Below are 14,270 nucleotides of genomic sequence, written 5' to 3'. Positions count from 1 at the left end.
CGGCTTGGGGTTCACTCGATCTCCGGCCGGTCTCCTGGCTCGCGGGTCGACGCGCTCTCCCGATCCTTCCCGGCCGTGGACTGTGGGTCCCTTGCCAGTGGTTCGTTCGAGGAGCGCTCGCCGCTTACAGTTGCGGGGGCAGCCGCGGCATTGCGCCCGGAGGCGCGCACCGCATTCCCGTTTCACTCCCATTGACGGGAGCACCGAAGATGAAGGCACCAAAGCAGGAATCGCGCGCCACCGCAAACCCGCCGATCTCATTTATGTAATATTATTACATATATCGCAAGTGAGCAGACTCACGTCTGCCGCCGCGAGCGCACGGACAGGTCATGCTACCGGCATTAACCATGCGTTGTTGCTATCGCCGGTAATCTTCGCCGTCGGCGTCGGCATTTCGGCGGTTTCACTTTGGCTGAGAGAAGCATCACGGCGCTGCGGGTAAGCGGCGACGGCCTTGAGGGGACGGACGAAACGCCGCAGGCCACGCTGCAGGCGATTGCGCTCGATGCGGTCGAGCATGGACTCTGCGTGTTCGACGCGCAGCTGGTCATCCGCCTGTCGAATCGCCGGATGCGCGATCTGTTCGACATGCCGGAGGAGATGGTCCGGCCCGGCGCCACGATGCTGGATTTGCTGCGCTACAGCGCTGCCATGGATCGGCTCGGCGGCATGACTCTCGACGAGGCGTGGCGGGGCCGGCGGGTCCTGATCGCGCGCGGCGAGCCCTTCGTGCGCTACGAGCGCTTTCGCGACGGCCGGGTGATCTCGATCAGCTACCGGCCCACGGGCGACGGCGGCTGGGTCGCGACTCACCAGGACATCACGGCGCAGCATCGGCTCGAGGTTGAATTGCGGGCCCAGGCTGGCCGCTTCGGGCAGGCGCTCGACAATATGAGCCACGGCCTCGCCATGTTCGACGACGACGAGCGGCTGATCGTCTGCAATGCGCAGTATATGAGCCTGTTCGGCTATGACCCGGCCATCATCCGCCCCGGCATCCATCTCATCGACGTGCTCGCCCACGCGCTGGAGCGCGGCTTCTATTCGGGACAGACGCTGGATCAGGTCGTTGCCGATGCCCGCGCCTGGAGGCTGACCGGGGCCGAGTACACGGGCGTCGTCGAACTCACCGGCACGTGCCGCCTGTCGGTCTGCCGCCGGCCCATGCCCGGGGGCGGGTGGGTCTTCACCTGCGAGGACGTGACCGCGCGCGTGAAAGCGACCGAGGCGCTCGGCGAACAGCATCGCCGCTTCGGTCAGGCGCTCGCCAACATGAGCCACGGCCTCGCCATGTTCGATGCCGACGAGCGGCTGATCATCTGCAACACGCAGTACATCGACCTGTTCGGCTTCGAGCCGGCCATCGTGCGCACCGGCACGACGTTCCGCGACATCCTCGCCCATGCGATCAGCCTCGGTCACTATCCCGACCTGCTGCTGGACGAGGTTCTGGCCGCCTCGCGTCTGCGCATCGCCGGTGGCGGCGACCATGGTCTTCGCGTTCTGCCGGACGGCCGGCTGATGGCGGCGCGATCCCGTCCCATGCCGGATGGCGGCTGGGTCTTCACCTGCGAGGACGTTACCGATCAGGAGCGGGCAGCGCTGGAGCTGCGCGAGCAGCACAAGCGTTTCGACACGGCGCTCAACGCCATGTCGCAGGGCCTCTGCATGTTCGACGCCGGCAACCGGCTGATCGTCTGCAACGCGGACTACATCTCCCTGTTCGGCTCGGACCCCGCCGTCGCGCGGCCCGGCGTCACACTGATGGAGATGTTCGAACACGGCATCGCCAACGGCAATTATCCCCACTCCACCGCGCAGGAACTCTACGACCGGCGGATGTCCATCCTCGCCCGTGGCGGTGTGCAGAGCTACGACCAGCCGTTGGCCGACGGGCGGACGATCGCCTGCACCCTGCGCCAGATGGATGGCGGCGGCTGGCTGGGCATGTTCGAGGATGTTACCGAGGAGCGTTGCGCCGCCGCCGTTCAGGCCGAGACGATGGCGCGCCTTCACCATCAGAACCTCGTCATGGACGCCACCCTCGGCAACATGGCCCAGGGGCTTTGCGTCTACGACGAGGATTTCCGCGTCGTCGTGCGCAACCGCCGCTACCTCGAAATCTATGGTCTCAGCGAGCATGAAGCGTTGCCCGGCACGCCGCTGATCGAGCTCGTTCGCAACAGCGTGCGCGAAGGCATCCACGAGGAAGGCTGGGATGCCGATGCCGTCTATCGCGAGTTCATCGAGCGTCTGGTCGAGAACAGGGATTCGACGCTTCATCGCACGCTAGCGGATGGGCGCATCATCGAGATGCGTGCCGAACCCATGGCCAACGGCGGCTGGGTCACGACCTTCGACGATATCACGGCGCAGGAACGCGCCGCGGAAGCGCTGCGCGAGCAGCATCGCCGCTTCGACGCCGCGCTCAACAATATGGCCCACGGCCTCGCCATGCTCGACGCCGACCTGAACCTCATCGTCTGCAACAGCCGCTACCTCGACATGTACGGCATGGCGTCCGACATCGTGCGGCCCGGCTCGACAATGCTGGCCATCGTCGAGCACAGCGTGGCGCGCGGCAACTATCGCGGTGTCACGGCGGAGGACATCGTCGCGGGCTATTTCGAGCGCCTCGCGGCAGGCCAGTACCTGTCGCACCGGCAACTCGCCGATGGGCGCATCATCGAGGTTCTGTACCATCCGATGGAGCACGGCGGCTGGGTGGCAGTCCACGAGGACGTGACCCAGCGCCGCAAGGCCGAACAGCATATCGCGCATATGGCGCATCACGACGCGCTGACGGACCTGCCGAACCGCGTCCTGTTCCGCGAACGCATGGCGGAGGGGCTGCTCGAGACCGAGGCGACCGGCGAGCCGCTGGCGCTGCTCTGCCTCGACCTCGATCACTTCAAGGCGGTCAACGATACGCTCGGCCATCCCATCGGCGATCAGCTCCTCACAGCCGTCGCCGATCGCCTCGCCAAGGTGGTCGGCCGCACCGGCATGCTGGCGCGGCTCGGCGGCGACGAGTTCGCAATCCTGCTCCGCTCGGCCACGGCGCAGTCGGCGGAGACGCTGGCCCGGCGCCTCGTGCGGACCATGACCGATCCCTTCGTCATCGACGGGCATCTGATCAATACCGGCCTGTCGGTCGGCATCGCGGTCGCGCCGGAAGACGGCACGGCGGGCGACCATCTGCTGAAATGCGCCGACCTCGCGCTCTACCGCGCCAAGTCGGAGGGGCGCGGCATGTTCCGCTTCTTCGAACCGGACATGAGCCGCCGGCTTCAGGCGCGGCGGGAACTGGAGCTCGACCTTCGGCAGGCGCTCTCGGCCGGCGAGTTCTCGCTCGCCTTCCAGCCGCAGGTGCGTGCGCAGAGCGGCGCGCTCTCGGGCTTCGAGGCCCTGCTGCGCTGGAACCAGATCGCCCGCGGACCGGTCTCGCCCGCCGATTTCATCCCGCTCGCCGAGGAGACCGGACTGATCCTGCCGATCGGCGAATGGGTTCTGCGCGAGGCCTGCCGCGAGGCAGCACGCTGGCCTGCGCCGCTGAAGGTCGCCGTCAACCTTTCGCCGGTGCAGTTCAAGAACCGCCGGCTCGTCCGTTTCGTCATGGAGACGCTGGCCGAGACGGGCCTTGCTCCCGCTCGTCTCGAACTGGAGATCACCGAGGCGGTTCTGCTGCAGAACGACGACGTCACCATCGCCATGCTGCACGAGCTGCGCGCGCACGGCATCCGTATCGCGATGGACGATTTCGGCGTCGGCTATTCCTCGCTCAGCTACCTGCGCTCGTTCCCGTTCGACAAGATCAAGATCGACCGGTCCTTCATCGCCGATCTCGACCGGAACCGCGACAACGCCGCCATTGTCCGCGCGATGGCGGGGCTGGGCGCGAGCCTCAATGTCGATACCACCGCCGAAGGCGTCGAGACCGCCGAGCAACTCGCCGTCGTGCGCCATTGCGGCTGTACGGAAGTACAGGGCTATCTGATCAGCGCGCCGCGCCCCGCAGCACAGCTCGAAGCCCTGATCGCCAGTCTGGAGACCGAGGCGCAGAGTGCCGCCGGCGAGATCGTGGCCGCCTGACGCTACTCCGCGGCCTTGCGCGTCTGCCAGCTGGCATGGCTCACGCGTTCGAGCGCGAACACGTCCTGCTGGTGCGAGTAGAGGTTGCCGAACAGACGGCCGATCGGCTTGTAGGCATCGATATCGACATTGAACCGCTCGTCCATCACGTCCTCGCGGACATGGACATGCAACACCCGGCCGATCAGCAGCTCCCGCTGCGGGCCGAAATTCAGCGACAGTTCGCGCACGCATTCCAGCGCGGCGGGCGCTTCCGCGACCCGGGGCGGGGCGACCTTGAGCGAGGCGGCGGCGGTCAGGCCGATCGCGGCGAGCTCGGATATTTCGGCCGGAAAATCGGTCGCGCAGAGGTTCATCGCGTCGGCGAGCGGCTCGTCGACGAGATTGACGACGAACTCGCCATTCGCGCGGATGTTGACGGTGGTGTCCTTCGGCGAATGGTCGGCCCGGTGCTGCAGGCCGAGGACGACCAGCGGCGGCGCTTCCGAGAACACGTTGAAGAACGAGAAGGGTGCGGCGTTGACGATGCCGCCGGGGCCAAGCGTCGAGACCAGCGCGATCGGTCGGGGCACCACCAGCGAGCACAGGATCTTGTACACGCGGTCATGGGGCAGGCTGTCGAGCGCGATGGAACGCATCGGGCATTCTCCGGAGGCGGCGGCTGGTCGAAGCGAGGCGTCAGCCCGAATAGGGCGAGCTCTCGACCCAGATCTCGATGTCCTTAGCGCCGTTGTTCTCGAACACCAAGGTCAGCGGAAAGCGGTCGCGGACCGCGAGCGGCCGCTTGAGCCCGGTCAGCATGAGGTGCGGACCGTCGGCGCGCATGCCCACTGGCCGGCGCGGCGCGATCTCCCAGCGCGCGGCGGCGGGCTGGCCAGCGGTCGGGTGGAAGGCCACCGCTTCGGCGACCGGGGTCGTCGCGCGCACCAGCACGTCGCCTCTCGACCCGGAGACGGCCAGCGGCATGAAGGCCTTGGTGGTGGCGCCGGTCGAGGGCAGGCACCAGGCATGGCCGATCATCAGCTCGCCCTGCCGGTATGAGTGCGCTTCCGCCACTGCGGCGGGAAGGAGCGCGGGAAGGGCCAGGAAGGCGCGGCGACGGAGCATGGTCGAGGCTGCGTCAGCGGCCGGGCGGCGGCGCGGATGACTGCGGACTGGACTGGGCCTGCCCCGGAACCACCGGCGCGGTCTGCTTGCAGTCGGTCAGCCACACGTCATAGACGGGATGCTCGACGCCCGAGAGGCCGGGGCTCGCGGCGAACATCCAGCCGCCATAGATGCGGCGGACCTCGCCGCCCAGTGTCACCTCGTCGACCTCCACGAAAGTCGTGGTCTGCGGCGTTTCGGTCGGCGGGCGCGTGTAGCAGACCTTGGGTGTCACCTGCAGCGCGCCGAACTGCACCGTCTCGTCGATGGCGACGTCGAAGGCGATGATGCGTCCGGTGATCTTGTCGAGCCCGGAAAAGACGGCGGTCTGGTTGTTGATCCGCTGGCGCGGCGGCGCGATCACCGTCTCGTCCGGCGCGGGCGCCACGGTTTCGCCGGGAAGGGCGCGGCGGCGGTCGCGCGGCGCGTCCGGCTGGCTCGGCGGCGTGTCGGAGGGCGTTGCCGGCCGCGCCTGACGCTGCTGGGGCCGGGGCGCCGGTCCGGTCTGGCCGGGCGTCGGGGCGGGGCGCTGCTGGGGCTGGCCCGACGGCGGCCCGAGCTGCAGCTGGGCGAGCGCCTCGGGGGTGGCGTGCGGCAACGCGAAGCCCGCTGCCCCGAGCGCTGCGATGCCGGCGAGCGCGCCGATGACAAGAGAGCGGGCCGGAGGGAAGGGGGCCAAGAGGTTTCGGGCCAAGTGCGATCCTGCCGTCATAGTCGTCCGGGCAGCATAGACGCCCGGAAAATGGCGGAACGATGCCGCAGCGATGCGGAGCTTACTGGCCGGGCGTCCAGGCCTGATAGTCGCCGGTGGCCTGCGGGCGTCGGCCGGCGGCCAGCGTCGAGCCCGGCGGCCGGTAGGCCATGGCCGTGCCGGTCATGTTCTCGCGGTGCGGCTTCTGCCACTCGCGGGGGCTGTAGCTGCCTTCCGTCGGCGGTGTGTCGGTGCGGTGGTGCATCCAGCCCCACCAGCCCGGCGGAATCCGCGACGCCTCGGCGACGCCGTTATAGACGACCCAGCGGCGCTCATGGCCCATGGCCGGATCCTTGGCGAACCGCGAGCGGTAGTACTTGTTGCCCGCCTCGTCCTCGCCGACGAACACGCCGTAGCGCCAGATGGTCAGCTGCGTGCCGAAGGTCTGGCTGTTCCACCAGGTGAAGAACTTGAGGAAGAAGGCCTTCATCGCCTGCCTGCGGGTCGGGTGCGGGTATGGTCCGGTTCATGCCACCCGCGCGGCCATAAGTCCAGCGATGGAGCCCGGATGCAGAACGGCCGCCCGTTGGGGCGGCCGTCCATAAAGTCATGCGGAGGCGATATCAGACGTCGTCGCCGCCGAAATCGTCATAGCCGCCGTCCTCGTAGCCGCCATTGTCGTAGGAGGCCTGCTGATAGCCGCCGCCCTGATCGTAGCCACCCTTGTCGTAGCCCTGATCATAGCCGCCCTGATCGTAGCTGGCCTTGTCGTAGCCCTGGTCGGCTCCGCCCTTCTCGGCGCTCTGCTCCGCGGCCGAGGCCGGCGTCGCGCCCTGGTCGGCGCTCTTCTCGGCCGAGGTCTGGTTGCCGGCGCCCGGCGTGCCGCCGGCCGGTGTCGAGGACGACGGCGAGGCGGGGGCGGGCGAGGCATTGGCGCGGCCGCCACCCATCATGGACGAGATGGCGCTGGCCGCCAGCATGCCGCCGGCGACACCGACGGCCGCCGTTGCGGCGGTCGCAAGGAAGCCGCCGCCGCCACCCTGCTGGGGCGGAGGAGGAGCCTGCTGGCCCCAAGGACCGCCCTGCATCGGACCGCCCTGCGGCGCCATGGGCTGGCCATAGGGGCCCGGAGGCGGTGCACCGTAAGGTCCGGGCGGCGGGCCGCCCTGCGGAGCACCCCATGGGCCGCGCGGCGGCGGTGCGCCATAGCCGGGCGGCGGGCCGCCCTGCGGCTGGCCGAAACCGGGGGGCGGCGGGGCCATCTGCGGGTTGAGCGGCCGCGGCGGCACGGGCGGCACGGCCGGCTTGGAGCCGAATATGCCGGACAGGAAACCGCCGCCCTGCTGCTGCGGGGGCGGCGCCTGGCGCAGGCGATACAGCTCGCCTTCCATCTGGCCGATCTGACCCTGAAGGTTCTGCAACTGGCCCTGCATGTCCTGATTCTGGCGCGAGAGATCGTTCAGCGCCTGGTCCGAGACGTACATCGACTGGAGCAGGGCGTAGATGGCGCCCGGCTGCTGGACGAGGCGATCCCTGATGAAGGCATCGACCTCGGGGTCGCGCTGCTGGCCTTCGGCCGATTTCAGGCGGTCGAACAGGCCGGCGAGAATATCGCGTTCCTGCTGGTTCATGGGGAAATATCCTCCGGGAGGAATGTTCGTGGCGGGTCGCCCCCGCATGCGCCCTTCCTGTCACCGCCGCGTTGCAGTCTGATGTCGTGCCGCGGCAGGCCGGTCGAGCGACGAGAAGATGGGATATGCCGTGAGGGAACGCCAGAGGCGTCAAGGGGGCGTGGCGGCGAGTCGCAGGGGGGTAAGGGCCCCGACTGGCGCGCCGCAAACGAAAAGGCCGGGGTGAACCCCGGCCTTTCGTGTTTCAGTCCGCCTGCCGTGATCAGCGGTAAGGCAGCTTCGACCACTGAAGATCGACCGAGAGGGTCGCGACGACGCTGTGGCCGCACCACGAGGACTTCGCCGTGCCGGTCAGGACGCCGCGATAGTCGCCGGTCGTCGCGAAGCACTGGGCCGCGGTCAGGTTGGTGCCGTGATAGCGCAGGTCGAGGGTGACGGCGTCCTTGTAGGTCCAGGAGATGCCGGCGTTCCAGTAGAAATAGTCCTGGATGTTGAAATTGGCGCCGGGGAACACGGTCGTGGTGCCGAGGAAGTAGTGGCCGACGGCGCCCGAGATGGCGAAGTCGTTCGGCAGCTTGTACTTGGCGTTGGCCTCGACATAGGTGCCGGAGGCGCCGGTGCCGAGCCAGTTCGGAGCGAAATAGACGGCCGCGCCGACGTTCAGCTGGGGCGTGAAGTCGTAACCGACCTTGCCGTAGACCTCGACGAAGTTGGTGCGCGCGGGCGCCCAGATGCCGGCGAAGGCGCCCGGCGGGGTCACGATGTCGGTGCGGAACTGCGTCTCGTTCGGATAGAGGTAGTACATCACGCCGAGGTCGAAAGTGGCGTCGCCGATGACCGGGCGGATACCGGCGTAGAGATCGACCTCGCCGACCGGACGGTTCGGCAGCTTGGTGGTCCAGAAGGCCGCGCCGGCATAGAGCCAGCCGTAGCGCGCCTCGCCGTAGACGTTGATCGCCGGGCCGCGCGCCGACTGCGAAATGCCGCGGAAATTGTAGTCCGACATCAGCTTGCCGCCGAAGGCGAAGTCGAAAGCCCAGGGCGCAGGCGCCGCGATCGGCGCAGGAGCCGCGACGTCGGCGGCGAGCGCCGGTCCGACGAAGGTTGCGGCCACGAGGCCTGCGAGGACTGCTTTGCGCATCATGTTCTGCTCCTGCGGGGGCGACGCCGTTGTCGAGTTGCGATGAATCGGAACCATCACAAACTGGACACAATGACGTCACGCATGGGGCAGTCGGGACAAGGCGAAATACCAGGCAAACAGGCCGAAAATGCCTATTCGAAGTGCAATTCCGGCCGCTTTCGCCGAGAAAAGCCGGCTGTGGCAATCACGCCACAGCCGGTTGACGGGTTCCCTAACGGTATCTCTTTACAAGAGGTTGCCGTGCCGCGCGGCCAGAGCTTCAGCCAAGCATCCGGTAGGCCGGGAGTGTCAGGAACTCCTCGAAATCCGGCGCAAGCGACAGCGTCTTGAACAGAGCGATTGCATCGGGGAAGCGGCCTCCGGCATAGGCGTCCGCTCCGACCTCCGCCTTCACCTTGTCCATCTCCTCGGCCAGCGCCTTTTCGAAGAAGGCCGGCGTGCAGACGATGCCGCCTTCCAGCGCCACGCCGTATTTCGTCCATTGCCAGATTTGCGCGCGCGAGATTTCCGCCGTCGCCGCGTCCTCCATCAGGTTGTAGATCGGCACCGCGCCGCGGCCGCGCAGCCAGGCTTCGATGTACTGGACGCCGACACGGATGTTCTCGCGATAGCCGGCTTCCGTCTTGTTGCCCTCGTGGATTTCGAGCAGCGCCGTCTGGCTGGCGGTCACGTCGTCGCGCTGCTTGCCCACCTGATTCGGCTGCGGCATCAGCCGGTCGAACGCCTCCATCGCCACCGGCACGAGATCGGGATGGGCGACCCAGGTGCCGTCGTGGCCGATGGTCGCCTCGCGCTCCTTGTCCGCCTTGACCTTGGCGAAGGCGGCGGCATTGGCCTCGGGATTGTTCTTGATCGGGATCTGCGCCGCCATGCCGCCCATGGCGAAGGCGTTGCGCTTGTGACAGGTCTTCACCAGCAGCTCGGCATAGGCCTTCAGGAAGGCCTTGCTCATCACCACCTGTCCGCGATCGGGCAGCACATAGGCCTTGTTGCGGGCGAGCTTCTTGATGAACGAGAAGATGTAGTCCCAGCGGCCGGCATTCAGGCCCGCCATATGGTCCTTCAGCTCGAACAGGATCTCATCCATCTCGAAGGCCGCCGGCAGGGTCTCGATCAGCACGGTCGCCTTGATCGTGCCCTTCGGGATGCCGAGCTTCTCCTGTGCGTGGACGAAGACATCGTTCCAGAGGCGCGCCTCCAGATGGCTCTCCATCTTCGGCAGGTAGAAATAGGGGCCGGACCCCTGGGCGATCGACGCCTTGGCGTTGTGGAAGACGTAGAGGCCGAAATCGAACAGCGAGCCGGACATGTCCTCGCCGTCGACCTGGACATGAACCTCCGGCAGGTGCCACCCGCGCGGGCGCGGGATGATCACCGCCACCTTGTCGTTGACCCTGTAGGACTTGCCGGAGTTCGGATCGGTGAAGGCGAGCGTGCCGGCCCAGCGGTCCTTGAGGTTGATCTGGCCTTCGATCTGGTTCGTCCAGGTCGGCGAGTTGGCGTCCTCGAAATCGGCCATGAAGCACTTCGCGCCGCAGTTCAGCGCGTTGATGACCATCTTGCGGTCGACCGGGCCGGTAATCTCGACGCGACGATCCTGAAGGTCGGCCGGGATCGGCGCGACCGTCCAGTCGCCGTCGCGGATATGCTTCGTCTCGGCAAGGAAATCGGGGAGGGCGCCGGCGTCGAACTGTTTCTGCCGCTCGGCGCGCACCTTCAGGAGGCGCTTGCGGGTTTCGTTGAAGGTACGCTGGAGGTCGACGACGAAGGCCACCGCCTCGGGGGTGAGGATGTCCTCGAAGCGCGGTCCCATCGCGCCTTTGATCGCAACGCCGGGCATGGGATTGATGCTGGTCATCGGTGAAGTCTCCTCGCTGGCGGATGGGGTCTTTTCGACCGCTCTGTTCAAAACCATACGCGAGGTCGGCCTTTGCTTGAATGGACGAAGGTGACGATCACTTTTTCCATGACCGAAAAGATTGCGCGGGCTGGCTTTTCGTGCCTCAGGCGTCTAAAGGCGCACGGCTCCGGCGATTTTCCGCGAAGGTCCTTTTCCAGACGCTATGGCGCAGATCACGTCCGTCGAAACCTATTCCTTCGTGCCCGACGACCTGAGGGTCGCCGCGCGCCGGCCGGGCATTTCCGCCTTCGTCCGCACGAAGAACGGTGCGGATTTCATCGCGCCGACCATTCGCAGCCATGCGCCCTATGTCGACGAGATCGTCGCGGTCTACAACCAGTGCACCGACGATACCGAGGCGATCCTCGCGGGCCTCCAGGACGAGCTCGGCCCCGACAAGCTGAAGCTCTTCCACTACCTGCCGCGAGTCCATCCTCCCGGTTCCGCGGAACACGCGGCCGAGCCCGGCGCATCGCCCGCCAGCGTCGTCAACTATTCCAACTTCGCGCTGGCGCAGACCACGCGTGACATCGTCGTGAAGCTCGACGACGATCACATCGCCTTCGACCGGCTGCTCCGGCCGATGGTCGACGCGCTCAGGCGCGACGGCCTCGCGCCCGGCCGCATGAACTGCTTCTCGGGCCTCAATCTCGCCGCCGGCGAGGATGGCCGCGTCGGCGTTCATGCCGGCACGCCCTTCTCGGGCAATGGCGATATCGGCTTCTTCGCGATGACGCCGGATGCCTATTTCGTCCACGACCGGCGCTTCGAGGATTTCCGCAAGTACCATTTCCGGCGGGTCTTCGCCGGATTCGCCTATTGGCACATGAAATACCTCAAGACCGGGCTCGGCTTCGCCAATTACGAGATCGAGACCGGCACCAACCGCCGCTTCGCCCGCAAGGAGCGGGACTTCCATCGCGAGCGCGATGTCATCAGCGTTTCGAGCTTGCGGGCCGCGATGCCGGTGCTGCGCGCGCGGATCATGCGCGCCATCCCCTTCGACAAATGGGCGCTGATCGGCAACCGCGCGCTCGCCATCGCGGCGGGCGAGGTGACCGACGCCGACGTGGCGGATTTCCTGAAGCAGTACGATATAGCCGAGCCGATCGGGGCCGTCTGAGCGCCGGAACGCGGCAACGTCATGCCCGGACAAGCCCGGCCATGACGCCCAGGTCGGACGTGGCTCAGGCCACCGACAGCCTCACGTCGAGATTGCCGCGTGTCGCGTTGGAATAGGGGCAGACCAGGTGTGCCTGCTCCACGAGCTGTTCGGCGACGGTCTTGTCGAAGCCCGGGACGGCAACCTGCAGCGCCACGTCGAGGCCGAAGCCACGGCCGTCGTCGCGCGGACCGATGCCGACGGTCGCGGTGACCTTCGTGTCGGGCGACAGCTGCACCTTGGCCTTGCCGGCGATGAACTTCAGCGCGCCGAGGAAACAGGCCGAGTAACCCGCCGCGAAGAGTTGCTCCGGATTGGTGCCCTCGCCGCCATTGCCGCCGAGTTCCTTCGGCGTGTCGAGCGTCACCTTCAGCCGGCCGTCCTCGCTGCCGGCCGAACCCGTGCGACCGCCGGTGGCCGAACCCTTGGTGGTGTAGAGGACTTTCATGATGCGTCTCCCGCAATGGCGTCAAGGCGCCAGGCGACGCCGCATGTGGTATATTGCGTAAAATTAGATTGTGCACAATGCATAATCGTCGACTGGCGCGCTGATCGATTTCGCGCAATTGAATGACGTGCTCATCAAGGCGACGGGAGGTGGTCATGGCCGGAAGGAGGCGCGAGCTGAAGCTCTCGGACCATCTGTGTTTCGCGGTCTACTCGGCGAGCCACGCGTTCAACCGTGCCTACAAGCCGCATCTGGAGCGGCTGGGCCTGACCTACCCGCAATACCTGAGCATGATGGTCTTGTGGGAACAGGACGGCCTGCCGATGAAGGCGATCGGCGCGAGGCTCGGCCTCGATTCGGGCACGCTGACGCCACTTCTGAAGCGCCTGGAAGCCGCCGGGCTGCTGGTCCGCTCCCGCGACATCAGGGACGAGCGCTCGGTGCGCGTCGGGCTTACCGACGCGGGAAGGGCGCTGCGCGAGAAGGCGGAAGGCGTGCCCTTCGCCATCGGCTGCGCCATGGGTCGCTCGATGCCGGAGATCGCTGCGCTGCGCGAGCAGATCGTCGCGCTGCGCGATGCGCTGGAGGCCTTCTCCGACGCGCGGGAGAAGGCGGCCTAGCTATTCGGCCGCCTGCAGCGCCGCCACCGGCAGTTCGCCGAACCCCGCCCGTACCATCGCGTCCGGCATCGGTCCGCCGGACACCCAGTCGAGCAGTTCCACGGTGTGGACAACGGGGATCGCTCGGTCCCGCTCCTCGTAGCCGTTGGCGATCTGGGTGATACAGCCGATATTGCCGGCCGCGATCAGGTCCGGCCGCGTCTTGTCGATATTGGCGATCTTGCGGTCGCGCAGCGCGACGGCGATCTCCGGCTGCATGATGTTGTAGACGCCGGCCGAACCGCAGCAGAGGTGCCCCTCCGGCGGATCCTTCACCGTGAAGCCGGCGGCCTTGAGCAGGTTCTTCGGTCCGTCCTTGATCCCTTGCCCATGCTGCATGGAACAGGCCGAGTGATAGGCCACCGTCAGGCCGGTCTCGCGCGGTGGGATGGCCGGCCCGAGTTCGGTCAGGTATTCCGTGATGTCCTTCGCGATGGCCGACACCCGCGCGGCCTTCGCGGCATAGGCGGCATCGTCGCGGAACATGAAGCCATAATCCTTGATCGTCGTGCCGCAGCCCGACGCCGTGATGACGATGGCGTCGAGGCCGGCCCCGCCCATCTCGGCGATCCAGGCGTCGATGGTGCGCTTCGCCTGTGCGTGGCTCTCGTGTTCTCGGCCCATATGGTGGACCAGCGCGCCGCAGCAGCCTTCGCCCTTCGCGAACACCACCTCGACGCCACGCCGGGTGAGCAGCCGCACGGTCGCCTCATTGATCGAAGGCTGGAGCACCGACTGTGCGCAGCCCTGAAGCAGCGCGACTCTGCCGCGCTTCTCGCCCGCCGCCGGGTGCGCGCCGCCGCGGTCGAGATGCGAGCGGGCCGGCAGGCGGTCGGGCGCGAGGTCGATCATCGCGCGGGAGCGCTTCAGGAGGCCGACGCGCTCTGAAACAGGCCTGACCGCCTTGCGGCCGACCGCGACGGCCGCGCGGCCCCTCCAGCGCAGCATGGAGACGACCGACAGCGTCTTCTTGGCGAGGAAGCCGCCCGCCAGCGCCAGCCGGAACCGGTTCGGATAGGGCAGGACGCGGGCGAGCACGGCTCGCATCAGGCGGTCCTGCCATGGCCGGCGATAGGTCGCCTCGATATGCGCGCGCGCATGGTCGACGAGGTGCATATAGTGCACGCCCGACGGGCAGGTCGTCATGCAGGAGAGGCAGGAGAGGCAGCGGTCGACATGTTTCACCACCTCGGGCGTCGCCGGCTTACCCGTCTCGAACATCTCCTTCATCAGGTAGATGCGCCCGCGCGGGGAATCGAGCTCGTCGCCGAGCAGCTGGTAGGTCGGGCAGGTCGCGGTGCAGAAGCCGCAATGGACGCAGGTGCGCAGGATCTTCTCCGACGCCGCCATGGCCGGATCCGCGAGCTGTTCGGGCGTGAAGTTCGTCTGCATGG

Annotated in this window: 13 protein-coding genes and 1 riboswitch; of the genes, 3 read left to right on the top strand and 10 right to left on the bottom strand. The window is 67.3% G+C overall.

Translation table 11 applies throughout. The features are described 5' to 3' along the window. Positions 1–7: 7 nt before the first annotated feature. A riboswitch (cobalamin riboswitch) is annotated at positions 8–223 on the bottom strand. Positions 224–330: 107 nt separating this feature from the next. Then, the gene (locus JNK84_RS09425) at positions 331–522 is read right to left on the bottom strand and encodes a hypothetical protein (RefSeq protein WP_293423304.1); all 192 of its coding nucleotides are present in this window, start codon (positions 520–522) and stop codon (positions 331–333) included. A gap of 9 nt (positions 523–531) precedes the next feature. Between JNK84_RS09425 and JNK84_RS09420 the strand changes: the two genes are divergently transcribed. Continuing rightward, entirely contained in the window at positions 532–4,095 is a 3,564-nt protein-coding gene (locus JNK84_RS09420) for a PAS-domain containing protein (protein WP_293423302.1), read from the top strand. Between the two features lie 2 nt (positions 4,096–4,097). Here the strand turns inward: JNK84_RS09420 and JNK84_RS09415 are convergent, their stop codons facing one another. The 7 genes from JNK84_RS09415 to aceB all read right to left on the bottom strand — a co-directional run bounded on the left by JNK84_RS09415 (position 4,098) and on the right by aceB (position 10,565). Further along, positions 4,098–4,733, bottom strand: a complete 636-nt coding sequence (locus JNK84_RS09415; RefSeq protein WP_293423300.1) for a flavin reductase family protein — start codon at positions 4,731–4,733, stop codon at positions 4,098–4,100. Between the two features lie 40 nt (positions 4,734–4,773). Beyond that, the gene (locus tag JNK84_RS09410) at positions 4,774–5,202 is read right to left on the bottom strand and encodes a copper chaperone PCu(A)C (RefSeq protein WP_293423298.1); all 429 of its coding nucleotides are present in this window, start codon (positions 5,200–5,202) and stop codon (positions 4,774–4,776) included. Between the two features lie 13 nt (positions 5,203–5,215). After that, a complete protein-coding gene (locus JNK84_RS09405) occupies positions 5,216–5,920 on the bottom strand; it encodes a DUF2155 domain-containing protein (RefSeq protein ID WP_293423296.1) in 705 nt (234 codons plus the stop codon). A gap of 94 nt (positions 5,921–6,014) precedes the next feature. Further along, entirely contained in the window at positions 6,015–6,422 is a 408-nt protein-coding gene (locus JNK84_RS09400; protein ID WP_293423294.1) for an NADH:ubiquinone oxidoreductase subunit NDUFA12, read from the bottom strand. Between the two features lie 133 nt (positions 6,423–6,555). Beyond that, entirely contained in the window at positions 6,556–7,563 is a 1,008-nt protein-coding gene (locus JNK84_RS09395) for a DUF2076 family protein (RefSeq protein ID WP_293423292.1), read from the bottom strand. A gap of 262 nt (positions 7,564–7,825) precedes the next feature. Continuing rightward, the gene (locus JNK84_RS09390; protein ID WP_293423290.1) at positions 7,826–8,707 is read right to left on the bottom strand and encodes a TorF family putative porin; all 882 of its coding nucleotides are present in this window, start codon (positions 8,705–8,707) and stop codon (positions 7,826–7,828) included. 259 nt (positions 8,708–8,966) lie between these two features. Next, the gene (gene aceB / locus JNK84_RS09385; RefSeq protein WP_293423288.1) at positions 8,967–10,565 is read right to left on the bottom strand and encodes a malate synthase A; all 1,599 of its coding nucleotides are present in this window, start codon (positions 10,563–10,565) and stop codon (positions 8,967–8,969) included. A gap of 205 nt (positions 10,566–10,770) precedes the next feature. Here aceB and JNK84_RS09380 point away from each other — a divergent pair, with 205 nt between their 5' ends. Then, positions 10,771–11,730: a glycosyltransferase gene (locus JNK84_RS09380; protein WP_293423286.1), complete on the top strand. Its 960-nt coding sequence runs from the start codon at positions 10,771–10,773 to the stop codon at positions 11,728–11,730. A gap of 64 nt (positions 11,731–11,794) precedes the next feature. Here the strand turns inward: JNK84_RS09380 and JNK84_RS09375 are convergent, their stop codons facing one another. Then, complete coding sequence (locus tag JNK84_RS09375) at positions 11,795–12,217, bottom strand: organic hydroperoxide resistance protein (RefSeq protein ID WP_293423284.1); 423 nt, start codon at positions 12,215–12,217, stop codon at positions 11,795–11,797. A gap of 155 nt (positions 12,218–12,372) precedes the next feature. Here JNK84_RS09375 and JNK84_RS09370 point away from each other — a divergent pair, with 155 nt between their 5' ends. Next, a complete protein-coding gene (locus JNK84_RS09370; protein WP_293423282.1) occupies positions 12,373–12,837 on the top strand; it encodes a MarR family winged helix-turn-helix transcriptional regulator in 465 nt (154 codons plus the stop codon). On the opposite strand, the gene JNK84_RS09365 is transcribed toward JNK84_RS09370, so the two are convergent. Continuing rightward, a complete protein-coding gene (locus JNK84_RS09365; protein ID WP_293423280.1) occupies positions 12,838–14,268 on the bottom strand; it encodes a heterodisulfide reductase-related iron-sulfur binding cluster in 1,431 nt (476 codons plus the stop codon). Between the last annotated feature and the right edge of the window lie 2 nt (positions 14,269–14,270).

This window comes from Phreatobacter sp., assembly GCF_016793595.1.
GTDB lineage: Bacteria > Pseudomonadota > Alphaproteobacteria > Rhizobiales > Phreatobacteraceae > Phreatobacter.
The sequence above is the reverse complement of the archived record's forward strand: the minus strand, read 5'-3'. Positions and strand labels throughout refer to the sequence as shown.